This is a genomic window from Haloferula chungangensis, assembly GCF_042664875.1.
Taxonomy (GTDB): domain Bacteria; phylum Verrucomicrobiota; class Verrucomicrobiia; order Verrucomicrobiales; family Akkermansiaceae; genus Haloferula; species Haloferula chungangensis.
Genome location: NZ_JBHTBS010000002.1, coordinates 66,749 through 89,856, shown reverse-complemented (window position 1 = coordinate 89,856; position 23,108 = coordinate 66,749). Strand labels below are relative to the sequence as shown.

Here is a 23,108-nt window from a genome sequence, read left to right as displayed (position 1 = left end):
AAATGGATTTGAGGAAATGAAAGCGATGCCCCTGAACACAAAAAACCCCGCTTCCATGTGGAAAGCAGGGCGCCTTGAATGCTTGTTTTAAGCGACTTCGGGTCAATCGATCAACCCTACCCTGTTTTCCGGTGATTTTGGATTCATGCCGAGATCATGACCTTTTTCGGTCAATGTCTCGAAACCACATGAAATCCAACAAAACATCAGATCCATCCCGTCAACTGGACGGACGATCTGACTGATGCTGGACTCTTGATAAAACATGGCTTTGGGAAGTTGCTGCGCGGGAGATAGACTTTTGGAGCAATCCAGTCAATATATCATTCGGCCTTTTTTCAAAAGAGTCGGCTTCCCCCCCACTGGGGCCCTGCTATGCTTGCTTCGTGATCAATCCAGAATGGCTGCCTTATTTTGCCGGTGGTGGTTTAATCCTCCTTCACCTGATCGGCATCCTCCACATCCTTCATGCCTTGATGCATGTCAGGACCTCGCAAGGTACTATCGCTTGGATTGTCTCCCTGATCGCCGCCCCGTGGATTGCCATTCCACTCTATTGGATCGCGGGTCGTAAGCGCTTTTCTGGCTACGTCAGGGCGCGGCGAAGCCAGGACGCCGATCTTCGAAAGCTATCCGAAGACATGCACCGGCGTCTCAGGCATTACGGTGTCAAACCCAATGATCCCTTTGGGCGGGCGGCGGAGTTGCTGATCGGCCTACCCTTCACCCGAGGAAACGAACTTGAGCTCCTGATCGATGGTCAGGAGACCTTCGATGCCATTTTTGAATCCATTTCCTCCGCCCAAGACTACATTCTGGTCAATTTCTTCATCGTCAAAAGCGACCGGGTTGGAAACCGCTTCAAGGACGCCCTCATCAAAAAGGCCCAAGAGGGAGTGCGGATCTACTTCCTCTTTGATGAGGTCGGATCCCACAAGCTTCCGAGGAAATACCTGCGTGAATTGAAGGATGCCGGTGTCGAGTGCCACTCCTTTGGGGCCAACCGTTTCTGGTGGTCCCGACTCCAACTCAACTTCAGGAATCACCGCAAGATCGTCGTCGCCGATGGTCGTGAAGCCTTCATTGGCGGGCTCAACGTCGGGGACGAATATCTCGGTCGTGACAAACGATTCGGAGCCTGGAGAGACACCCATTTGAGAATCCAGGGCCCCGCCGTTCAGGCCATCCAGCTAGCGTATCTGGAAGACTGGAACTGGGCTGCAGATGGGTTTCTCGATCTGCACTGGAACGGACACGCACAAACCGCAGATCAAACGGTTGCCATCCTTCCAACAGGTCCTGCCGATCTTGCGGATTCATGGCAACTGGTATGCGCCGAAGCGGCCAACACCTCCACCAAGCGACTTTGGATCGCCTCACCCTACTTCGTTCCCGACGGAGGTGTTCTAACAGCCTTGCAGACCGCCGCACTGCGCGGTGTGGATGTGCGCATTCTGATTCCGGAGAAAGCCGACCATCTCCTGGTGTGGCTGTCAGCGTTCACCTTCTTCGAGGAAACGCTCCCATATGGCATCAAGCTGATGCGCTACAAACGGGGATTCCTTCACCAGAAAGTCATGCTGGTCGACGATCGATACGGTTTCGTCGGCACTGCCAATCTCGACAACCGTTCCTTCCGCCTGAATTTCGAGATCACCGCCCTATCGACGGATGCCGCCTTCATCGACGAGATCACCCACATGCTGGAAATCGACTTCGAGCATAGCAAGGAGGTCAAAATCGAAGATCTAACAGAGCGGCCATTCTGGTTCCGACTGGGCTGTCGTGCCGCGCGGATCATGGCCCCGGTCCAATGAGGACCGACTAACCGCGCCTCCAGCAATCCACCGAGTGGTCATCGACCATGCCAACCGCCTGCATGAAGGCATAGGCAATCGTCGGACCGAAAAAGGTGAAGCCCTGCTTCTTCATCGCCTTGCTCAGCGCCTCGGACTCGGGTGTCTTCGCCGGATAGTCTTCCATGACTTTCCGATGGTTTACGATCGGCTTTCCACCCACAAAGCTCCACAGCCACTCGACCGCACTTCCTTCGCGCCTCTCGAGTTCAAGCCACGCCAGGGCATTCGTCCGGACGCCAACGATCTTGCCCCGGTGCCTGACAATCCCCGGATCCAGCACCAGTTTTTCCAACTGCTTATCCGTCATCCTTGCCACCGCCTCGGGCTCGAAATCGCGAAAGACTTTCCGGTAGTGCTCCCGCTTCTGAAGAATCGTCCACCACGAGAGGCCCGCTTGCGCTCCTTCCAGGCAGATCATTTCGAACAGATATCGGCGATCGCGGGACGGCACACCCCATTCCGAATCGTGATACTGCTGGTAAAGTTCAAGCTCGGGGGGCAACCACGGACAGCGATTCATCCGTGACACTTTGATCCCTCCCCGGCCGGCCGCAATTCCTTAATCACGACCGATCACATCCGGCTTGCACTGCCCATGCGCCGATGATCCAGTCCGCCCGCTGGCAGCGCAACGAGTCTGAACCCCAATCCCGTATTCATCATGGATGGATTCACTTTTGAAATCGGACTCACGCTCATCCTGGTTGGGCTGATCCTCATCGCATTCCTTCGCGAGTGGGCTCCTCCCGACGTCATCGCACTGACTTCGCTCGCCGCAGTCGTCGTCTTCGGGCTGATCCCGATGGATCGGATGTCCGAGGTCTTCAAAAACGAAGCACCTCTCACCATTGCCGCGCTGTTCGTCATCGGCGGGGCTCTGGAATCATCCGGCGCGGTCGATCTCCTCGGCAAGCTGCTGCGTAAGCGAATCAAGGGCGGAACCCGAAGCGCGATCTTCAGCTTTTCAGTGGTAACCGCATTTTGCAGTGCATGGATGAACAACACCGCGGTCGTCGCCATCCTCCTGCCAGTGGTGCTGGGCTTCGCCCGATCAAAGGACATCGCAGCCGGGCGCCTGCTGATGCCGCTCTCCTACTCGTCGATCCTCGGTGGCTGCTGCACGCTCATCGGCACCTCGACCAACCTGCTCGCCAACGGCGTGCTCACCGGAATGGGCGAGAAAGCCCTGAGCATGTTCGAACTGGCTCCAGTCGGCATCCCGCTCGCCATCGCCGGCATCATCTTTCTTACCATCTTTGGACCGAAGCTGATCGCCAACCGCGCCTCTGCCGCCTCCGAGCTCACACCGGAAAGCCGCTCGGCGAAAATGTACCACGTGCTGGTTTCCTCCAGCTCAGACCTCATCGGCACCCGCTGGATCGAGTCGCCCATGGCCGCGGCAGAGGCCGGTATCCATGTTGTCGAGATTCGCCGCGACGGACACCGCATCACCGCTGGTCTTGATGAAATCATCATCGAGCGCTTCGACCGCTACCTCGTCACGGTCCACGGCGGCAATGCGGGAGGCCCCGAAAGGCTCTTCGCGAGCCTCTCGCTCGAAATCATTTCCGAGGTCAAGGGACTGGTCACCGAACTCGTCATCGAATCCGACTCGTCGCTCGCTGGTCGATCCATGGCGGAGGCGAACTTCCGTCAGCATTACAATGCCGTCGTACTCGCCATTCATCGAAATGGAAACAACATCACCAGCCAGCTCGGATCCCTCGTGATCGAACCAGGCGACACCCTGCTGGTCGTCACCCCCGCCTTCAACCTCGGTGAACTGAAGGCCAGCAAGGATTTCATTCTGACGGATGCTCCCGCCCGCAGCACCCCACTCCGTCCCGCCGCCGCATGGCTCGCCGGCAGCGCGCTGGTTGGCGCCGTCATGGTGTCCACACTCACTGATCTTCTGAGCGGCCCCTTTCCTTTCATCCCGAAGATTCCGATTCACTTCAGCACCTTTGTTGGTGCGCTGATCCTCCTGTGGTCGCGCACCCTGACCCCTCGCCAAGCCTATCAAAGCATCGACTGGCAGGTGCTCTTCATGCTCTACGGATTGCTAGGCCTTGGGATGGCCATGCAGACCACCGGCACCGCTGCTTTTCTCGCCGATTTTCTCGCGCGTTCAGCCATCGGCTGGGTCCCTCCCGACGTCCTCCCCTACGTGCTCCTCTGGGCCGTCTTCCTGCTCACCCTGCTGCTCACCGAAGTGCTCTCTAACAACGCCACGGCGGTCATGATGATTCCCATCGTCGTCCCGCTTGCTCAGAGCATCGGCGTGGAGACGCGTCCCTTCGTGATGGCCGTGGTGCTCGCTTCATCGCTCGCCTTTGCCCTGCCCATGGGCTACCAGACTCATCTGATGGTCTATGGACCCGGCGGTTTCCGATTCAAGGACTTCCTCAAGGTCGGCATTCCGATGAACTTTATCTGCTGGGGAGTCGCCTGCCTGCTCATCCCGCTCATCTGGCCCTTCGCAGTTTGAAAGCCGCTCAGCCTTTCGGCCAAAGAAGCGCCAGATAGATGCCGTAGCCCGCCAGCAGGATCAGACCTTCGCTCCGGCCGATCTGACGACCACTCCACATGAAGGGCAACAACGCGATCGCCGAGAGCAGCAGCGCCCCCTGATCCGTCCAGCTCAAACCCTGCGCGTGAATCGGATGGATGATGGACGCCAGCCCGAGCACGAACAGGATATTGAAGATGTTGGATCCGATCACATTTCCCAGAGAAATGTCGGAGTGCCCGCGGATCGCCCCGACCACTGAGGTCGCCAACTCAGGCATCGATGTCCCCGCCGCAATGATCGTCAGGCCGATCACCGCTTCGGAAACTCCCCAGGTGCGCGCCATGAAGACCGCATTGTCGACGAGCAGTTGCGAACCGAGCGCCAGCACTCCAAGTCCCGCCATCACGAACCCGATCGCCACCCAGAGCTTCATCGGTTTGGCATCATCGGATGGCTCGGAATTTTTTCTCGCATCCCGCACCACCCACCAGGTGTAGATCACGCTGGAAAGAAACAGCAGGACACCTTCCCAGCGCTGGATGGTCGAATCCAGCAACACGAGTATCCCCAGAACCGTGACCCCGAGCATCACCGGTGCATCACGCCTCATCGCCGTCGCATTCACCGCAATCGGCTTGATCAGCGAGGCCAGCCCGAGGATGACCGCGATGTTGAAGATATTGGATCCGACCACGTTCCCCACGGCTATCCCCGACTGCCCGATGAAGGCCGCCTTGACCGACACGATCAGCTCGGGCGAGGAGGTGCCGTAGGCAACCACGGTGAGACCGACCACCAGACTCGTCAGCCCGAGCCGCAGAGCCACGCCCACGCCACCCCTTACCAGCAGCTCTGCTCCAACGAATAAGAGCACAAAACTCAACAAGGTCAGAAGCGCTGCACTCAACATGGTCGGATCATCCCTCCTTCATCCCCCGAACGCGATTGAGAATCGGAGCGAGCTTTCCACTCGACGTGGGGCGGCGCGTTTCCGGAATTTGTTCTGGCTGCTGCGGCTCGATGAGGCGCCTGGCAGAGCTCCGGCGTGTGACATCGACGGGATTTGAGAGACGGGGAAATTTGGACGAATCAGCCTGCCAATCGACTGACAATCCCCCGACTCGCTCATTCCCGCCTTGCCCAGCCTATGCCGGCCTGATTTCCTCCCGGCCCACCGTATTTCCCCTATAAATCATGGCCAATAAGGATACCACCGACCCCATCCGCATGGAGAAAATCGTCTCCCTTTGCAAACAACGCGGCTTCATCTTCCAAGCAGGTGAGCTCTATGGCGGTCTCAACGGTTGCTGGGACTACGGTCCGCTCGGTGCCGAACTCAAGCGCAACCTCAAGGACTACTGGTGGCGCAAGACCGTCCAGGAGCGCGACGATGTGCTTGGCATGGATGGCGCCATCCTGACCATGCAGCAGGTTCTCAAGTCATCCGGTCACCTCGACGGCTTCAGCGATCCGATGTGCGACTGTCTTCTTTCCAAAGCCCGCCTGCGCGCTGACCAGGTTCCCGCTCAGGATGGCACCGCCGTCTGGTATTCCGGTGCCAAGCTTGAATCCTCCGGCTGGAGCACCGAGCGCCCCTTCGCCGTGCTGGTGGCCCCCGACAAGGATCCCGCATCCGCGAAAAAGGTGGCTCGCCAGTTCTACGCGCAGTTCATGCCGGACAAGAAAGTCTCACCGAAGGAACTCGAACTCATCGAGGATCGGCAGGAACAGGTCACCGGCGTAACAAACTTCAATCCGGAGAACGGATCGCTGCTCACGGAAGCAAAGGAGTTCAATCTGATGTTTAAGACGAAGATGGGTGCCTCCGCCTCCGAGGACGACCCGAATGCCACCGCCTTCCTTCGTCCGGAAACCGCACAGTCGATCTTCTGCCAATACAAGAACATCCTCGATTCCAACCGCATCAAGCTGCCTTTCGGCATCGCCCAGGTCGGCAAATCCTTCCGCAACGAGATCAACCCGCGCAACTATACCTTCCGTAGCCGCGAGTTCGAACAGATGGAAATCGAGTTCTTCTGCCGACCGGAAGACGGCATGCGCCTCACCGAAGAGTGGCTCGAAGCCCGCCTGAACTTCTACGAAGAGATCGGCGTGCCGCGCGCCAAGCTGCACATCCTCGATGTGCCGGACGGCGAACGCGCGTTCTATTCCGACAAGACTTACGACATCGAATACGAATTCCCCTTCGGCATTCAAGAGCTCGAAGGAGTGGCTTACCGCACCAACTACGACCTGCGTGTTCACCAGGAAGGCTCCGGTCGCGCGCTCGAATACTTCGACGAAGATACCAAGGAACGCTTCCTTCCACACGTCGTCGAGCCCTCCGCGGGCTGCGACCGCACCGTGCTGGCGATCATCTGCGAAGCCTTCGACGAAGAAGAGCTGACCGACAGCAAGGGAAAGAAGGATGTCCGCACCGTGATGCGCTTCGTTCCTCGCATGGCTCCGATCAAGGTCGGCATCTTCCCGCTTCTCAAGAAGAACGAAGAGCAGGTCCGCATCTGCCGCGAAATCCAGAAGACCCTCCAGCCATGGATGAACGTCTTCTACGACGACGGTGGAGCCGTCGGTCGCCGCTATCGCCGCCAGGATGAGATCGGCACGCCATTCTGTGTGACGGTCGACTTCGACACTCTCGGTGAGAACGATCCGTCCACCAAGGGCACCGTGACCATTCGTCACCGTGATTCCATGGAACAGGAGCGCCTGCCGGTCAGCGAACTGCTGGCGTGGCTGTTAGAGCGCGTGCGATAAGAGCCCGAAGGGTGCTCTCGTCTTACCGCTTGGCACCCCGACGGAGAGATCAGAACAAAGGGCAGGACAAGGACGTCCTCGCCCTTTTTTCAATCGTGTTCCGGCACGGGAATATCGATCGCGCGCTGGCTTTCCCAGCGTGAGATCGCGTCGTCCTTGTCGACATCGTAGTGCTCCATCATGGCGTCGATTTCTTCTTTCGTGACACCCGACACTCCCGACTCGCGGATCCCCTGCTCCGCCTCCTTGCGCGTGATCTTGCCGTCGGCGTTGTAATCGAAGCGATCGAACTTCTCCTGCAGCGCCATCACCTTCCGCCCATGGGCAGCCTCGGAATGAGGATCGGGCACCGGCGTGCATGCGGCGACACCTAGAACAAAAGGAGAGAGATACTTCATTTCTCCGAAGTATCTTTCGCTTCAGCGGCCGCGCAAGCCGAATCCATTGGCCAAACTCGCTTCCCTGGGTTGGGATCACCCGCGTGCGCATCCGCATTCTCGTCGCAGGAAAACCCGCCCTCGCCTACGCCAAGACCGGCGTCGCCGAGTATCTCAAACGGCTGACCCGTTATGGGAACCACGAGCTGATTCACCTCAAGGCGGGTGACTCGGATAGCGTTTCCCAAGCTTTGCTGGAGCGTTCGGAGGGCAGCTATCGGATCGCGCTCGACGAGCGGGGCAAGAACCTCGGCACCGCAAGCTGGGCGCAGTGTTTCGAAAAGCTTGAACTGCGAGGAGACATCAAGGCCGTGTCTTTCCTGATTGGCGCCTCTGACGGGCACACCCAGGCGCTACGCGATCAGGCCGACGAGGTCTGGTGCCTTTCCAAGCTCACCCTGCAGCACGAGCTCGCGCTGGTCGTCCTGCTAGAGCAAATCTACCGCGTGGCCACCCTGAGAAAGGGCGAGCCCTATCACCGCTGAAGCCGAGTTAACGACGCGGTTGGTTCGGCATCATGCCAAGCGCACCAGCACCCTGACCCGGCAGCGGCTGGTTCCAGGCTTTCTGGTTCGAGCTACTTGGCGGCGCGACTGGCTGCGGATTCAAGTCCGGATCTTCCGTGGAGCAGGAGCAAAATGGAAGAAACCCGATGGCGGTGGCGACTAGAATAAGCGTGCGCATGCGGTGAACATAAAAAAACCTCCGCAGCTTGCAAGCTTGCGGAGGTTTTGAAATGGGAAAGACGTCCGATTAGTTGGTCGCCGTATTGGCGAGGATCACACGATCACCCGGCTGGATGCGAACGCCGGGAGCGACCGTATCCCAATCGATTTCACCGATGGTCTGAGTGGCTTCGATGCTCGAGGGCTTAACTTCAGCGATCGAACGACCTTCGCGCTTCACGATGAGGCGGGTCTGAGGCGTGAAGCCGGTGTTCTTGCCAGCACCGATGACGACAAAGCCCCAGTCCTGATCGACGGCTGTGATGACCGACTCCATGGCATTGCGGGCGAAGCGGGCATTGCGCTCTGACTTGCGTCGGGCAAGGCGGGCAATCTCTTCACGGTTCTTGGCAACCGCCTTCTCCGCACCTTCGATGGTGGTTTCAAGCTCACCGATGTCCTGGATGAGAACCTTCTTCTGGTCTTCCAGATCAGCCACTGCCTGATCGATGCCATCGACACCACCCGGGATGTCGAGATCTTCAAGTTCCTGAAGAACCTTTTGAACTTCGGCGAGGTCCTGAGCTTGCTCTTCGAGCGTTCCCTCAAGATCGGCAAGTTCCCGCTGGAGGGTGGTCTCATCCGACTTGAGCTTGTCGATGTTCTGCTCGACCTCAGCCTTTTCGCTCTGAGCGGTCTTGAGGTTGTCGGACTCAGTATTGAGTTCCTTCTGAGTCTTGTCAGCGGTGGCGGAGACCGTCTTGTTGTCCTGAATCAGCTTCAGGCGAGTCTGCTGCTGTTCTGCCATTTTCTCCTTATTCGAGTTGGAGAAGAAGGCAGCGCCGCCGATGGCGAGAAGCGCGATAACGTAGAGAAGGGCTTTCATTGAATCTTTAAAGTTAGGTTGGGCCTAGAGCTGAATCAGTTCGCTTCTGCAGGGGCGGAAGGCTCGGCAGGAACCACCTTGTCACCCACCATCAGGGTGGTGTCTTCAGCGAGCGAGTTCGGCACCACATCGGCCGAGGCACGATTGGATTCCACCGAGCGGACGCGAAGCTCAGCGATCGGCTCGCCACCGCGAACCACGTTCAAAGTTGATCCCGAAACGATGCCACCGTTGTTACCAGCGGAAAGTGTCACGAAGCCCCATGGACCGAAGATCGAGCTGATGCGGGCATTGCCGAAGGACTTCTTGCTGGAAATCTTGCGAGTCTCTTCGTTGTAAGCAGTCACCGTGCTCTGAGTCGATTCACGCTGAGCGAGGAGATTGGTGCGCTGGGATTCCTTGGCGGCCTTCTCATCCTCGAGACCCACGATGTCTTCCTGGAGGCGCTTGATCTTGCCAGCCAACTCCTTGAGCTCACCAGCTTTCGCGGTCTTCTCCTTGATCTCGGCGATCTCAGCAGCCTGCGATTCGCTTTGCTCTCTCTTGGCGGAGATATCCTTCTTTACCGCATCATTCTTGGCGGTCTGCTGCTCTTCTTCCTCTCTCAGACCCACCGTGGCCTGCATCGTCTCGTTCTTTTCAGCGATGGTATCGTTGCGCCTCTTTTGAAGGCCGGCGAGCTTCGTTTGAGTCGTTGCCAATCGAGTTTCGGCGATCTTACGATCGTCGATTTCTTTGGTATACGCCTCTTTGTTCTTGAGGGCGAGGAAGGCGGAAGCCGCCAGTAGGACTGCTGTGAGGATGGCAAAGATGTTGGCCATGGAAGTTTTTTAGTGAAAGATTGGGTCTTGCTTGGGGGCGAACCTAGAGAGCCCCGGCAACACCCGGCAATCCTTAATTTTATCATGATGACGCTTCACTTTACAAAGTATGGTCGCTGTCCCATCGCTTCCTCCGCCAAATGAATTCCGTCCTTCGCGTTTTCGCCTACCTGCGTCGCTACCCTGGCCTCGCCACCGCCCAGTTTTTCTGCGCGACCCTGATGGCGGTCTCCGTGATTTTTTTCCCGGAAATCGCCAAGATCGTTCTCGATAAAATCGTCCCCGATCCCTCACGCCACAAGGAATTGCCGCTCTGGGTGATGGCCGCACTCGGAAGCTTCCTGTTAAAGGATGGCCTCAATTGCGCGCGGATCTTCGTCAACAATCACTTCGAGCAAAACGTCATTTTCGACATCCGCTCCGACCTCTATCTGAAAATTCAGCGACTCCCGTTGAACTGGTTCGACTCACGCCGAACCGGCGATGTTATGACACGAGTCGTTGAAGACGTCACCGCGATGGAGCGGGTTTTGATCGACGGAATCGAGCTGGGCCTTGTCGCCGGTATTCAGCTGATCGCCGTGGGAATCGTCATGTATATTGCCGATTGGCAGGTCGCGTTATGGGCCACTCTGCCGATCCCGATCCTTCTCATCGGAGCTTGGGTTTACTCGAAGGACGCCCGCCACCGCCACAAAGCCGAGCGCAACGCGACCTCGGCACTCAATTCCTTTCTTCACGACAACATCGCCGGCATCCGGCAGATCAAGTCCTACGCCGCGGAGGCCGAAGAACACCGCAATTTCAACAAGCTCTCCGGCAAGGTCCGAGCGGCGACCCTCTACCTGATGAAATGGTGGGCAATTTACAACCCCAGCATGTCATTCGCAGGCATGCTCGGCTATGTGCTGGTGCTCGGCTTCGGTTCACAGGCGATCATCGAAGGTCGCATGACCAGCGGAGAGCTCTTCCAGTTCATTCTCCTGCTGAGCCTGTTCTACGAGCCCGTTTCGAAACTCCGCCAGCTCAACCAGATGATCTTTTCCTCGCGCGCCGCCGGCGACCGGGTCTTCGAAATCCTCGACTCGGAAGACGAAGCGAATGCCGCGAGCGGTGACAGCTTGCCGGAAAACATCCGCGCCCACGTCAGATTCGATTCGGTCTCCTTTGCCTACGGCGAGCAGCCGACGCTCAATGAGCTCAATCTCGAAGCCGCACCCGGCGAAACCATCGCCCTCGTCGGATCGACCGGTGCCGGGAAGTCGACCGTGCTCTCCCTGCTCAACCGCTTCTATGAACACAACAGCGGCACCATCACCATTGATGGGGTCGACATCGCCACCCTCTCGAAGACCTCGCTGCGCGCCAATCTCGGCTACGTCACTCAGGAGCCCTTCCTCTTCAATGGCACCGTCCGCGAGAATCTGCTGCTCGCCCGTCGCGACGCCACCGATGAACAAATCTGGGCGGCCCTCGAGGCGTCCAACGCCGCGCCCTTCGTCCGGGCACTACCCAAGCAGCTCGAAACCAACGTCGGAGAACGCGGCGTGAAACTCTCCGGTGGAGAAAAGCAGCGGCTTTCGATCGGACGCGCCCTTCTTAAGAACGCCCCGATCCTCCTGCTCGACGAGGCCACCGCCTCGGTCGACTCGGAAACCGAGCGCCTGATTCAGGAAGCCCTCGACGCGCTGATGAAGAACCGCACCGCCTTCGTCATCGCCCACCGCCTCTCGACGATCCAGAACGCCGACCGCATTTACGTCCTCGAGCACGGTCGTGTCATCGAGCGGGGCACCCACGAAGAACTGCTTGCCCGGGACGGAAAATACGCTGACCTCTGCCGCAAGTCCTTCCTCGGCGAATCTGCTCCCGAAGCACCGACGAACGAAGACAAGAGCCGCGAACCATGACGCTTCGATCCCCAATGAAATCCATCACCGCCACCTTCTTTGCCCTTCTGCTGGCGCTGCCCGTCCACGCGCTCTCACCCGGTGATCAGGTCACGCCCGATGCGATCGCCAAGGCCGACTTCATCAAAGGCGAGCCCATCAAGACCTGGGAACCCGGCAAGCCCTACATCATTACCTGCTGGGCCAGCGGTTCGACGGCCTCGGTCGCCACGCTGCCGATGCTTCAGGACCTTCAGAACATCTACGGAAAGAGGGGCCTCCGCATCATCGCCATCAATGTTGGCGAAAACGACAGGGAAAAGGTCGTCGCCTACATGGAGAACCAAGGGAAGCGGATCACCCACTCCGTGGCCTTCGTGCCCTCCGGCGATACGTTCCAGACGGAATGGGTTGATGCCGCCCAGGTCACCAAACTTCCCTTCGCCTTCGTTGTTAGAGACGGACGTTACATCTACGGAGCGCATCCGGCTAAGCTCAATGGCGAACTCATCGATGCCTTCCTTGCGGGAGGGCAGCAGCAGCAGGACGCCCTCGACAAAGTGGAACGGGAAAAAGTCACCGAAGGCATCATCGGCGATCAGCTGAAGGCCTACTCCACCGCCCAAGCCGCCCAAGATGCCGACGCCATGGAAAGAGCCATCGCCTCGATCGCCACCACCCAGCCCGACTTCGTCCACATTCCCCGGATGATCGTCGACGTCGCGCTTGTTAGAAAGGACTGGTCCAGCGCCATCGCCAGCCTGAAAGGCATCGACAACCCGCAGCTCGCCCTGATGTCCGCCGCCCTCATTTCGCGCCGCTACGACACCTCCGAAGAGCAGCCCGCTCCGGAAGTCTACGAAGCCGTCGCCGAAATCCTCGCCGCCAACATGGCGGATGACGCCAGCGTCAAGGCATCCCTCGCTCGCGTGCAGTGGAAACTCGGCAAGAAGGAGGAAGCGCTGGCCACCGCTCACCTCGCGGCACTCAAACCGGGTGATCATCCCAAAGCTCCTTTCGATGATTTTGCCAAAAGCTTCGAAAGCGACTCTCCCCAGAGCCTCGAAGACCTCATCACCGCGCTTCAGGAGGCGGTTAAACCCAAGCCCTGATCTCATGGAGAAACGTCCGCGCCCGTTCTGGATCCGCCTCGTCCGCGGATGCCTGATCGTCTACGCGGCCGTTTGCGTCTATTCCTGCACCATGGCGGATCGCTTGATCTTCATGCCGCAGCGGCCCGCCTATACCAGGGAGGCTCCGAACCTGATCAGTCTTTCCACCCGCAAGGACGAAATCCTTCCCGCCTTCTATTTCCCTGCCCGAGTCGGCAAGCCCACCATTCTCTACTCCCACGGAAACGCCGAAGACATCGGTGGCTCCATCGAACTCTATCAGGCATGGCGCCGCGATGGCTGGGGCGCCCTTGCCTACGATTACCCGGGATATGGGCATGCCACCGGCAAGCCAGGCGAGGCCTCGTCGCAACGTGCCATCGAAGCCACCTGGCACAGCCTAACAGACGAGCACGCCATTCCCCCAGCCGACATCATCATCGTCGGCCGCTCGATCGGCAGCGGACCATCGGTCTGGCTGGCAGACCGGCACAAGGCTGCCGCCCTCGTCCTGATCTCCCCCTTCACCTCGAGCTTCGCAGTCCGTTCCCCTGCTCAGTGGATTTTTCCGGGAAACCGCTTTCCCAATCTGAAGCGCATCCGCCAAATCGACACGCCTCTCCTCGTCATCCATGGGGAAAGCGACGGCATCATTCCGGTTTCCCACGGTCGCACCCTGCACGAAGCCAGCCCGGCGAAAACCAAACGCTTCGTCGGTCTTCCGGAAGCCGGACACAATGACCTCCAAACCTCCGAGATCACCGGGCCGATTCGCGAATTCATCGCCGAACTCCGCAGCGATCCGCACTAGGGTGCCGACTCGGACGGCTCGAGCCGGGGCACGCTGGGACGGTGCAGCTCATACCTGCTGAACGGCTCATCCAAGGTCCCGGATTCCTTCGCCTCGGCGATTTTTCCGGCGAAAAGGAAGGCCGCAGCAATCGCCAACACCGGACCCGACCAGTAGATCGCCGCCAGGAATTTGCCGATCCCATCGAGTTTCTTCGTGGCATGGTATCCCGGCGGACACGCAAACAAGCGATAGCCAACCCACCAGTTCAGAAGCGGCACAAAGATTCCCAGGAACCACGCTCCGCTCATCGCAAGATTCTCGAAACGTTTCACAACGATCACAATCAGCAACGAGAATGGGATCAAAAACACCATCAGCTCCACCCATGGCACATAGGCCTCATCGATGAGGGGCTCGAGCTGAGGCATCAGCAGACCCGGCCCGGTCATCATCAAGACAGGCAGCACCACCACCCCGAGAAAATACGCCAGACGTGACACGCCCGGCATCCTCGGCTTCATTTCATCTTCGCCCGCATCATCATAGCCCTCACTAACAGGCATCGGGTCACTCGCCACATCATGATCCACCAGCCCGCCCTGACGCTCGACGCCCGGCGCCTTGAACAAGCCTTCAACTTCGCCTGCCGGCTTCCATTCCTTCAGCCCTCCACCGATCACCATGTCCGTCCGCGGCTCCAAGCGTCCGGCGCTCGCAGCCTCCATCATCCTCGCAAAAGTCACCGGCCCGAAGCGCTGCCCGCTTCGCGACACATACCACTCGTCTTTCTCCTCCGACATAGACGATCGTATATCCTGATGGATAGCCGAGGTCAATTTCCAGCTCCGTCGTCTTCCGCCGCTTGAATCACCCGTCATTCGGCGCATCCTGCCGATCCACCTCGTGAGAGGTCGCCAAGACCGCGGCGAAAGCCCTGATGGCGAAACCCTCTGGAAACCATCATGACGAATCTCAATCTCAGCCCCCACTTAGAGGCCACCATTCTCGCCACCACCTCCGCCTCCAGAGTGCAGGTCACCGAAATGATCCAGGAACTCTGGAGCGGCTACGGAAACATCCTCCGGCTGGAACTCGACGGCGAAAGAACGGTCATCGCCAAACACGTCCGCGCTGCCGATTCAGGAAATCACCCGCGCGGCTGGGACACCGACGTCTCCCATCAGCGCAAGCTCCGGTCCTACGAAGTCGAGTCCGTCTGGTATCAGAACTGGAGTCAGCAATGCGATGAGCACTGCCGCGTCCCGCGACTTCTCGTTTACCAGCAGCACGACTCCGAAACGCTCCTTCTCCTCGAAGATCTCGATGCCGCCGGCTACCCCGTCCGGCTCAACTCGGTGAACGACCGTCAACTGGACGCCTGCCTCTCCTGGCTCGCCCATTTTCACGCCACCTTTCTCCACGCCGCGCCTACCGGACTCTGGAAAACCGGCACCTACTGGCACCTCGAAACCCGCGCCGACGAACTCGCGGTCCTCGATGATCGCCCTTTGAAAAACGCAGCCCGCGAAATCGATCTCAAACTCAAAGCCGCCACCTACCAGACCCTCGTCCACGGCGACGCCAAGCTCGCCAACTTCTGTTTCTCGGAAGACGGCCAGCGCGTTGCCGCCGTCGACTTCCAATACGTCGGGGGAGGCTGCGGCATGAAGGACCTCGCCTACTTCCTCGGCAGCTGCCTCGATGAATCCGCCTGCGAACAGCGCGAAGCCGAACTACTCGACACGTATTTCACCGCCTTGCGTCTGGCCCTCGAAACCAAGCACCCTCGCATCGACCCTTCCCCTCTCGAATCCGAATGGCGCGCCCTCTTCCCCATCGCCTGGACCGACTTCCACCGCTTTCTCAAAGGCTGGAGCCCCGGGCACTGGAAGATCAACACCTACAGTGAGCGTCTTGCCCGGCAAGTCATCGCCAGCCTTTCCTAACACCACCCAGCCGAGCATCATCCGGGGACACCATCGGCGAGAGCTTTCCTGCCCACGCGGCACCGGTCTCAGCGAACTCGATGACTTCTCCAGATCAACAGTCCGACCACAATCATCACCCCGCCACAACCGAGGAAGCACAGTCGCCCACTGATCGGATTGGGAATCGCCATGAGCGCGGCCACGAACACTCCGTAGATCAGGCAAAGCTTGCCGATTGAGGCGGCAACCGCGCGGTTCTCAGGCGTCTCGGCCCCCTCACTTCCATCCATCGGCTTCTTCAGTCGGCCAAAAAATTCGTCCAAGGTCGCCATGTACTTCTGATCCGTAGGGTCGTAGAAGAAGCTCGTCCCAAAGAACCACAGCGTGCACAAGCCACCGACAAAGATCACCGTGCCAAAGACGTAGAAAGTCGTGACTTCCTCGACCATGAATGGTCCCTCCATCCCGGGTAGCCACGCGAACATCTCCGGTTTGAAAACAAACTTCACGGTGAACGACGCCGCCATCCCCACCAGCACCGTGCTCCAGGCTGCCCAAGGCGGGGTCTTCCGCCAAAAGAGCCCGTACAGGAGCGGAATCGACATCGGCAGGCCGAGACTGATCGCCACCTGCGTCATCAAATCGAAGAGCTGCATTTCACGCATCGTCTCCCAAGCCATCGCACTGCCAATCATCACCATGCCGAACACTCCGGTAGAGAGCTTTGAAATGATGAGCAGCTTCTTCTCGGGACACTTCGGACTGAGAATCGGCAGGTAAAAATTCCGCACGAAAATCCCGGCTCCTTGATTCAATCCGGCGTCCATCGAAGTCAGCGTGGCGGCGAAAATTCCACACAGCAGCAATCCCAACATTCCGGTCGGCAGCACTTCGCTCGCCGTCAGCAGAAACGCACCTTCCTCCGGGAATTTCAGCTTGTTGAAGATCTGATCAATCTCATTTCCATGCCGAATCGCCGCCACCGTCGGCGGCACCAGCCACATCAGCGGACCGATCAGGGTTCCGATGATCGGAATGATCAGCGTCATGCGCGCGTGGCGATCACTCCGGGTCATCAGATACTTCGCCGACTTGTCGATCGAGTTCTCTTCGAAAATCTTGGTGAACATCAGGCCGAGAAACCACAGCACAATGAATTGAGGCCGCGCAAACTGGCTCCAGTCCTTGTGCGCGGGCGGAGCCTTTTCCAGCATCCCGGATATCCCACCGATGTCCGGCTGATTGAGCGCCAGCACCGCCACCAGCGTCGTCACCGCCACGACCATGAACATCTGCACGAAGTCGCTCGCCACCACCCCGAAGGCTCCCCCTAACATCGCCAACGTGACCACCATGCTGCCGAGCACGACAATCACCGTCGTCGTCTCCACATCGAAGACCGCCGCCATGAAAACGGACACCGCGTTCAGCGTGACCCCGCCGAACACCAGCATGAAGGGCAAGCGTGCCCAAGTGAAGAACACCTGCGAACCCTGCCCGAACCTGAGCCTAACAGCCTCGAAGGGAGTGACCACCTGCATCCGGCGGAATCGATAGCAGGTAAAGAGCAGCAGGATGATGAAGGGAACGAGGATCGAGTAGTAGAGGAGAATCGAATACGCCCCCGTGTTGAACATTTTCCCTGCCGCGCCGGTGAAGGTCCATGCGCTGAAGCCCGCCATCCACGCCGACGCACCCGTCACCCACCACGGCAGCGCCCCACCAGCCCGAAAATAGTCCGAGGTATCCTTCGAGCGTCTCGAAAAGTAGACCCCCACCCCCCCGATGAAGAGGAAGTAGAAGACAATGTTGATGTAGTCGTAAGGGGTGATCATTCGTTCACTCCCGGTTCGAACGAATTCGGACCGGCATGAGGGTAGAACCTGCGGCAGTCCGTAGCGTATCGAAAATCCCGCGGATTGCTAATCATGGAACCCCGGAAAGATCATTTTCTTATCAGATCACCTGCAAAATCCCGCGATTTTTCCCTCAGAGCAAATCACCAGTGTCACGATCTGAGAGAATCGGCTGATCCGTCGCGTTCTCACTCCTCGTCCGAGGCCTCCCGCGACCATTTTCCTCATTCGATGTACCCTTTGTCCCTGCTCGTTCGTCTTGCTTAGGAACAACCAAGTGCCCTCCCCAGGAGGCCCCAAAACCACCATCAAGCCCACGATTCCATGACCCTTCGAATTCTCCGCGCCGGAGCTCTGCTGCTCACAGCGCTCTGTTTCCAAATCGCTGCTGCCGTCGAACCCCTCTACAAGACCGAGACCTGGCCCGATGCCCCAACTCTCGTCTGGGCAAAGCCCGGCACCACCGGTGATCTGAGCGATGCGAAGAACTGGCAGACCGAGGACGGCAAGCCCGCCAAGTCGGCTCCCGACCGCGATACCGACGTGATTCTTCCCGAGTCGAAAAAATTCTACGAAGTCCGTGGCTCACGCAACACCCAGGTCCGCCACGCTCTGGTGAAAAGCGGCGCCCGTCTCGGCGGTGGCCACCGCAACGAGCTCGAAGTCTGGGGCAACCTCAAGGTCGAACCCGGCGGTCGCGTGCTCTACATTTCCATCCGTGGCAACAAGCACACTTACATCGACATCATCGACGCCGAGTTCCCCACCAAGGAGAATGGCAAAACGATGGCCCATCCCTCCACCCGCGTCGCTCCCGAGAAACAATGCGCCGCTCAGATTTCCCACAAATTCCAAGTCGCCAAAGTCGGCACGGCCTCGGTCGAAGTGCTCGGCAATCTCGGCATCAGCGATGAAATCATGCTCCAGCGCGGACGCATGATCGTCAGCGGCGACCTCCGCTACAGCGGCATCACCAACAAGGGTGCTCTGGAAATCTACGACGGCGGCATCCTCGAAATCCAATCAGGCGGCCGTGTCGCGCCCTTCGATCCCGAAAACCGCAAAGCCGTCTACAACATCAACATCTACCGCAACGGCACGATCCAGGCAGGCTCCCCCGAGCGCCCGCTGACCAGCGACGCCTACCTGCTGCTCGGCTACGGCAACAACGATCAACCCGGCCGCACCGGACTCTACTCGGCCCTCGGCTCGATGATCCGCGTTTACTCTGCCGACCCACAGAAGGCGCGCCTCGTCGTCACCGCCAGCTCCGCCATGCCCGAGTTTTACAACGGCAAGGGCCAGCTCCTGACCGATCCTGACAAGAAGGCTTCCGGAAAGAACGGCATCGCCCTGCAGCTCGCCGGCGACGTGCAGTTCGACAACACCGTCTTCGACTATGTCTCGGAAGGCGGCATCGGTCTCGCTGATCCGAAAGTTGCCGACACTTGGAAGAACGTCAGCTTCGGATCCCACAATGCCGGACCGAAGACCAAGCTCATCTCCACCATGGAAGCCGATCCGAACTCGTATTACCACGCCCGTGGCGACATGAAGTCCGAGTTCGCCCTCACCGAAAAAGCCATCGCATCGATGGGCGAGTATCTCGAAGACGCCGACCCCTTCCTTCTCCAAACCCTCCCCGAGAACACCGAAATCAAATCGGTCGGCCGCGGCAAGGAAACCATCAAGACCCCCATCGCCAAAGTCTTCACCGAACCCGTTTCGGTCACCGTGAAGTGCAAGGTCCCCGGCGCGAAGATCCGCTACTCAACCAACGGCTCGGAACCCGACAAGAATTCACCCGAGTACCTTGGACCGATCAAAATCGACAAGACCACCCGCCTGATGGTCAAAGCCTACAAGCTCGGCGTAGGATTCAGCCCGACCTTCTCGACGACCTACGTCATCAAGCCCTGATACCTTCCGATGTTCCCCGTAAAGAAACTCATCCTCGCCGCGCTGTTAGTCACCGCCAGCGAAGCCCCCGCCGTCATCAACGTCGGCCTGCAACCTGCCGACCTCTTCGAAAGCCGCTACGACCGGGTGCTCATCCTGACGATTGATGCGATCGACACCACTGCAGGAACCATTTCCTGCAAGGTCGATAAGGCACTCAAAGGACAGGCTGCGGCAAACGACATCACCCTGAAGTTCGATCCCAGTCTGAACGCAGTGCTCGCCGGAGCCGTCGCCGATGGTGACATCAAAGTCGGCGATCCCGTCGCCGTGTTCGCCGGACGCAAGCGCCGCAGCGGTGATTTCATGCTCTACGCCAATGCCTTCTACCTCGGCAGTGCGACCACTCCCGGGGAGTGGAGCATCACCGCCACCAGCGCCGAAATGGCCGGCTCCGATGGCGAACAGATCGGGACCTTGGCCGGCACCTGGAACGGCTCGACCGAGCGCCTTGTCCAAATGCTCGAAGACATCGCCGCCGGACGCGATCACTTCCCCCGCAAAGCCTACGTCCGCTTCAAGGAAGACCAACTCCTCACCAAACTCGATGGCCCGGTCAACGCCGTGGCCGCCTTCGACCTGGAAGGCGACGGCGACGAAGACATCATCGCCTGCTCGTCAGAAGGCGACCGCATCTTCCTGCAGACCGACCCGATGAAGTTCATCGATGCCACCGAGCACCTCGGCATTGAAAGCTCGAGCGTCAGTTGCGCCATCGCCGACGTGGATGGCGACGGCCTGAACGACCTCCTGACAGGCGCGACCCTGCACCTCGGGAAGTTCGAGAACAACCGCTTCGGCTTCAGCAAATCCGACCTTCTGCCCGAGTCGCTTTCGGAAAATCTCAAGACCGCGACCTTCGCGGAGATCGATGGCGACGGCTTCCCCGACATCCTCGCAAGTATCGTCGGCGGAGGTGTTAGAGTCTTCAAAAATCCCGGAGAAGCCGGTGGCAAGTTCACCGACGTGAGTGAAGCCATGGGCCTCCTCAAGCCGGAATGCGGCGCAGGATCGAACGGCTATGTCACTCCAGGCGACTGGAATGGCGACCACCGCACCGACCTTTTCCTCGCCTCCGGCCCCGGCTATTTGCTCGTGCAAAATGATGCCGGTCAGTTCGGACCCGTCCATCACGGCATCGATTTCAAGTTCACCGTCGGCATCGACGAAACACCGGGCATCACCGGCGCAGGCGTGTTCCTTCCCCTCATCGAGCCGGGCAAACTCGAACTTCTCGTGCCGATGGAGGAAAGCTGGCTGATCGTGCACAACGACAACGGCAAGCCGACCGACATCACCCGCTGGGGAAATGAGATCAGCGAGGGCTCGAACGATCACCTTTCAAGCATCGCCGAAGACCTCAACCTTGATGGCCACGTCGACTTCTTTACCGTCAGCCGTGCCGACAATGGACACAACCGCTTCATCATCAATCGCGGCTACGGCTCCTTCATGCTCGCCCCGACCCACAAGCACTACGAGCACGTCTTCAAAGGTCCTGCCAACGAACGCGGCGGATACGCATCCGCGACCGCCGACCTCAATGACGACGGGGCACCCGACCTCGTGATCGGCAATGCTCATGGCGAGGTCACCATCATCCTCAACGACACCCTGGAGGCCAGAACGCCCATCGAACACCCACCCACCGAGATCGCCCGACTCGAAAAAGTCCGCCTTCTCCAGGTCCGCTGCCTCGGCCGCAAAGGTCTCGTCGGTGCGAGCGTGCAAGTGCTCGATGCCAATGGCCGCACCGTCGCCCGTCGTGATATCGGCTCCAATGTTTCAAGCGGTTCGCTCAGCTCGGCCCGCGTCACCCTCGCCATTCGCGAGCCCGGAAAGTATCAGCTCAAGGTGCGCTTCTCGGACGGTCTGGAGAAAATCCAGGAAGTCGATTTGAGCGAGCAAGCCCGCGTCACCGTCGATCTCGAGCGCGGTGATTCCGTCGAAAGCGACGAGTTCTAACACCCTTCATGATGCTTCTTTTCGATCACCTCGGCGTCGTCCCGATCGTCGTCAATGCCGGGGCCGCCCTGCTCCCCGCGATGCTTGCCGGTGCCGCCTCATTCGTCGCCCTGCTCTTCAAACCCCGCGAACTGCTCGCCGCCTGCAAAGCCCGGCCCGCTCGGGTCGCCGCAATTGTCGGGATCATTGCACTGGTCACCGCCGTGATCGTCTTCTGGCCAGCGCCCGCCACGGATTCCGATGCCCGCAGCGCACGCCGCGGCGGCGCGGCTGGCGAGGAACCATCAGGCGGAGCACTCGCGCCGGTCACGGTCGACTGGACCCGCGTCGCCCTCGCACGCATCGAGGCGATGAAGCGCGGCGACCTTTCCTCCGCTCCCGTCGCCAACACGCCGAGCCAAAGTGAGGACCAGGCCTTTGTCTTCCGCGGCGGACTCGAGCGCATGGGGAGCAATGGCGCGGACATCGAAGGCCCTCTAACACTTGCGTGGAGCTATTACCCGAAGTGGTCCGACAACGGCGTCGAACAGGAAGACCGCGACGCCATGATCCTGAGCAGCCCGGCCATCTACGGCGATCGCGTTTACGGCGCGTCCTGCACCCTCGACCCGCCCGACAGCTTCGGCGCGATCTTCTGCCTCGATGCCGCCACCGGCAAGCAGCACTGGACGGTCGACAAAGCGGACGGAGAACTTTTCAAAGGCTTCTTCAGTTCCCCGGCCATCAGCGCCGACGGCAAATACCTCGTTGTCGGTCAAGGCCTCCACCCCGACAGCAATTGCCGCCTGATCTGCGTGGAAACCGCCACCGGTCGCGTCGTCTGGACCTACCAAGTGGAACTTCACATCGAAAGTTCGCCCTTCATTGATGGCGATGTCGTCTACGTCGGTGCCGGAGCCATCGAAGACCCCGAAACCCACAAACCCACCAGCCACCCCGGCTTCGTTTTCGCGGTCAGTCTGACAGACGGCAAATTGCTCTGGCGTCAGGACGTCAACGACCCCGAAAGCTCACCCGCTGTTAGAGATGGCAAACTTTTCATCGGCAGCGGCTTCAATGGCCAGGCGATCGTCGCGCTCGATGCTTCCACTGATGCGAAAGAGCGCATCCTTTGGAAAACCGACACCCCCTACCCGATCACCGGTGCCGTTACCTTGATGGATGATCTTGTCATCGCCGGCGGCGGAAACGGCGACTTCGTCTACCGCGATCCGAATCCCGCCGGCGTCGTGCTCGCACTGAATGCCAGCGATGGCAGCGAGAAGTGGAAAACCACCCTCCCCGATGCTGTTCTTGGTGCCGTCGCCGCAGCCGACAAGTTCATCTGCCCAGTCGCCAACGGCGAAGTCATCGCGCTCGACCCCGCCAACGGCGAGCGCCTCTGGTCCACCGCGATCAGCAACAACGCCCCGGTGCTCGGCTCCGCCGCCGTCACCGAGAAAAGCGTCTACGCGGTCAGTCAGAATGGTTACCTCGCCCGACTCCATCTCGCCGACGGCAAGGAAGTTGAACGGGTCTACCTCAACTCGACCGACAAACCCGGCGAGCAAGGCCTTTGCATCAGCTCGCCGATCGTCTGGAACGGTCGCCTTTTTGTCGGCAGTGAAACCGGCGGAATCCGCTGCTACGTGGGAGGTCAAAGCAAGTGAGC

General features: G+C 59.4%; 19 protein-coding genes. 11 read left to right on the top strand and 8 right to left on the bottom strand.

Translation table 11 applies throughout. The features are described 5' to 3' along the window. Positions 1-386: 386 nt before the first annotated feature. A complete protein-coding gene (gene cls / locus ACFQY0_RS04355; RefSeq protein ID WP_379709542.1) occupies positions 387-1,817 on the top strand; it encodes a cardiolipin synthase in 1,431 nt (476 codons plus the stop codon). 7 nt (positions 1,818-1,824) lie between these two features. Here the strand turns inward: cls and ACFQY0_RS04350 are convergent, their stop codons facing one another. Next, on the bottom strand, positions 1,825-2,379 hold the full coding sequence (locus ACFQY0_RS04350) for a DNA-3-methyladenine glycosylase I (protein WP_379709539.1): 555 nt from the start codon (positions 2,377-2,379) through the stop codon (positions 1,825-1,827). Between the two features lie 141 nt (positions 2,380-2,520). Here ACFQY0_RS04350 and ACFQY0_RS04345 point away from each other — a divergent pair, with 141 nt between their 5' ends. Continuing rightward, entirely contained in the window at positions 2,521-4,347 is a 1,827-nt protein-coding gene (locus ACFQY0_RS04345) for an SLC13 family permease (RefSeq protein WP_379709537.1), read from the top strand. A 7-nt stretch (positions 4,348-4,354) separates the two neighbouring features. On the opposite strand, the gene ACFQY0_RS04340 is transcribed toward ACFQY0_RS04345, so the two are convergent. After that, positions 4,355-5,281, bottom strand: coding sequence for a calcium/sodium antiporter (locus ACFQY0_RS04340; protein WP_379709535.1), 927 nt, complete (start codon positions 5,279-5,281; stop codon positions 4,355-4,357). Between the two features lie 284 nt (positions 5,282-5,565). On the opposite strand from ACFQY0_RS04340, the gene ACFQY0_RS04335 reads away from it, so the two are divergent. Beyond that, positions 5,566-7,146 (top strand): glycine--tRNA ligase, encoded by a 1,581-nt coding sequence (locus ACFQY0_RS04335; protein ID WP_379709533.1) that lies wholly within the window; start codon positions 5,566-5,568, stop codon positions 7,144-7,146. An 89-nt stretch (positions 7,147-7,235) separates the two neighbouring features. Here ACFQY0_RS04335 and ACFQY0_RS04330 read toward each other — a convergent pair whose 3' ends face one another. Beyond that, positions 7,236-7,544 carry an EF-hand domain-containing protein gene (locus ACFQY0_RS04330; RefSeq protein WP_379709530.1) on the bottom strand — a complete coding sequence of 103 codons (309 nt, stop codon included), beginning with the start codon at positions 7,542-7,544 and terminating at the stop codon, positions 7,236-7,238. An 83-nt stretch (positions 7,545-7,627) separates the two neighbouring features. Here ACFQY0_RS04330 and ACFQY0_RS04325 point away from each other — a divergent pair, with 83 nt between their 5' ends. Next, positions 7,628-8,068 carry a 23S rRNA (pseudouridine(1915)-N(3))-methyltransferase RlmH gene (locus ACFQY0_RS04325; RefSeq protein WP_379709528.1) on the top strand — a complete coding sequence of 147 codons (441 nt, stop codon included), beginning with the start codon at positions 7,628-7,630 and terminating at the stop codon, positions 8,066-8,068. Positions 8,069-8,075: 7 nt separating this feature from the next. Here the strand turns inward: ACFQY0_RS04325 and ACFQY0_RS04320 are convergent, their stop codons facing one another. From ACFQY0_RS04320 to ACFQY0_RS04310, 3 genes are all read right to left on the bottom strand, one after another. After that, positions 8,076-8,267, bottom strand: a complete 192-nt coding sequence (locus ACFQY0_RS04320) for a hypothetical protein (RefSeq protein ID WP_379709526.1) — start codon at positions 8,265-8,267, stop codon at positions 8,076-8,078. A gap of 69 nt (positions 8,268-8,336) precedes the next feature. Next, the gene (locus ACFQY0_RS04315) at positions 8,337-9,134 is read right to left on the bottom strand and encodes a hypothetical protein (protein ID WP_379709523.1); all 798 of its coding nucleotides are present in this window, start codon (positions 9,132-9,134) and stop codon (positions 8,337-8,339) included. A 35-nt stretch (positions 9,135-9,169) separates the two neighbouring features. Next, a complete protein-coding gene (locus ACFQY0_RS04310) occupies positions 9,170-9,955 on the bottom strand; it encodes a hypothetical protein (RefSeq protein ID WP_379709521.1) in 786 nt (261 codons plus the stop codon). Positions 9,956-10,095: 140 nt separating this feature from the next. On the opposite strand from ACFQY0_RS04310, the gene ACFQY0_RS04305 reads away from it, so the two are divergent. The 3 genes from ACFQY0_RS04305 to ACFQY0_RS04295 are packed head-to-tail and all read left to right on the top strand — an operon-like array spanning position 10,096 to position 13,767. Continuing rightward, the gene (locus ACFQY0_RS04305) at positions 10,096-11,865 is read left to right on the top strand and encodes an ABC transporter ATP-binding protein (RefSeq protein ID WP_379709519.1); all 1,770 of its coding nucleotides are present in this window, start codon (positions 10,096-10,098) and stop codon (positions 11,863-11,865) included. 14 nt (positions 11,866-11,879) lie between these two features. After that, positions 11,880-12,956: a TlpA disulfide reductase family protein gene (locus ACFQY0_RS04300; protein WP_379709517.1), complete on the top strand. Its 1,077-nt coding sequence runs from the start codon at positions 11,880-11,882 to the stop codon at positions 12,954-12,956. 4 nt (positions 12,957-12,960) lie between these two features. Next, positions 12,961-13,767: an alpha/beta hydrolase gene (locus ACFQY0_RS04295; RefSeq protein WP_379709515.1), complete on the top strand. Its 807-nt coding sequence runs from the start codon at positions 12,961-12,963 to the stop codon at positions 13,765-13,767. Here ACFQY0_RS04295 and ACFQY0_RS04290 read toward each other — a convergent pair. Beyond that, a complete protein-coding gene (locus tag ACFQY0_RS04290; protein WP_379709513.1) occupies positions 13,764-14,549 on the bottom strand; it encodes a GYF domain-containing protein in 786 nt (261 codons plus the stop codon). The genes ACFQY0_RS04295 and ACFQY0_RS04290 overlap by 4 nt on opposite strands. Before the next feature lie 162 nt (positions 14,550-14,711). Between ACFQY0_RS04290 and ACFQY0_RS04285 the strand changes: the two genes are divergently transcribed. Beyond that, entirely contained in the window at positions 14,712-15,695 is a 984-nt protein-coding gene (locus ACFQY0_RS04285; RefSeq protein WP_379709510.1) for a phosphotransferase, read from the top strand. A 68-nt stretch (positions 15,696-15,763) separates the two neighbouring features. Here ACFQY0_RS04285 and ACFQY0_RS04280 read toward each other — a convergent pair whose 3' ends face one another. Continuing rightward, entirely contained in the window at positions 15,764-17,512 is a 1,749-nt protein-coding gene (locus tag ACFQY0_RS04280; RefSeq protein ID WP_379709508.1) for a sodium:solute symporter family transporter, read from the bottom strand. A gap of 345 nt (positions 17,513-17,857) precedes the next feature. Here ACFQY0_RS04280 and ACFQY0_RS04275 point away from each other — a divergent pair, with 345 nt between their 5' ends. From ACFQY0_RS04275 to ACFQY0_RS04265, 3 genes are read left to right on the top strand one after another with little or no spacing between them, the layout of a single operon-like run. Then, the gene (locus ACFQY0_RS04275) at positions 17,858-19,453 is read left to right on the top strand and encodes a chitobiase/beta-hexosaminidase C-terminal domain-containing protein (protein WP_379709506.1); all 1,596 of its coding nucleotides are present in this window, start codon (positions 17,858-17,860) and stop codon (positions 19,451-19,453) included. 9 nt (positions 19,454-19,462) lie between these two features. Continuing rightward, positions 19,463-21,457 (top strand): FG-GAP repeat domain-containing protein, encoded by a 1,995-nt coding sequence (locus ACFQY0_RS04270; protein ID WP_379709503.1) that lies wholly within the window; start codon positions 19,463-19,465, stop codon positions 21,455-21,457. An 8-nt stretch (positions 21,458-21,465) separates the two neighbouring features. Next, entirely contained in the window at positions 21,466-23,106 is a 1,641-nt protein-coding gene (locus tag ACFQY0_RS04265; protein WP_379709500.1) for an outer membrane protein assembly factor BamB family protein, read from the top strand. Positions 23,107-23,108 lie beyond the last annotated feature (2 nt).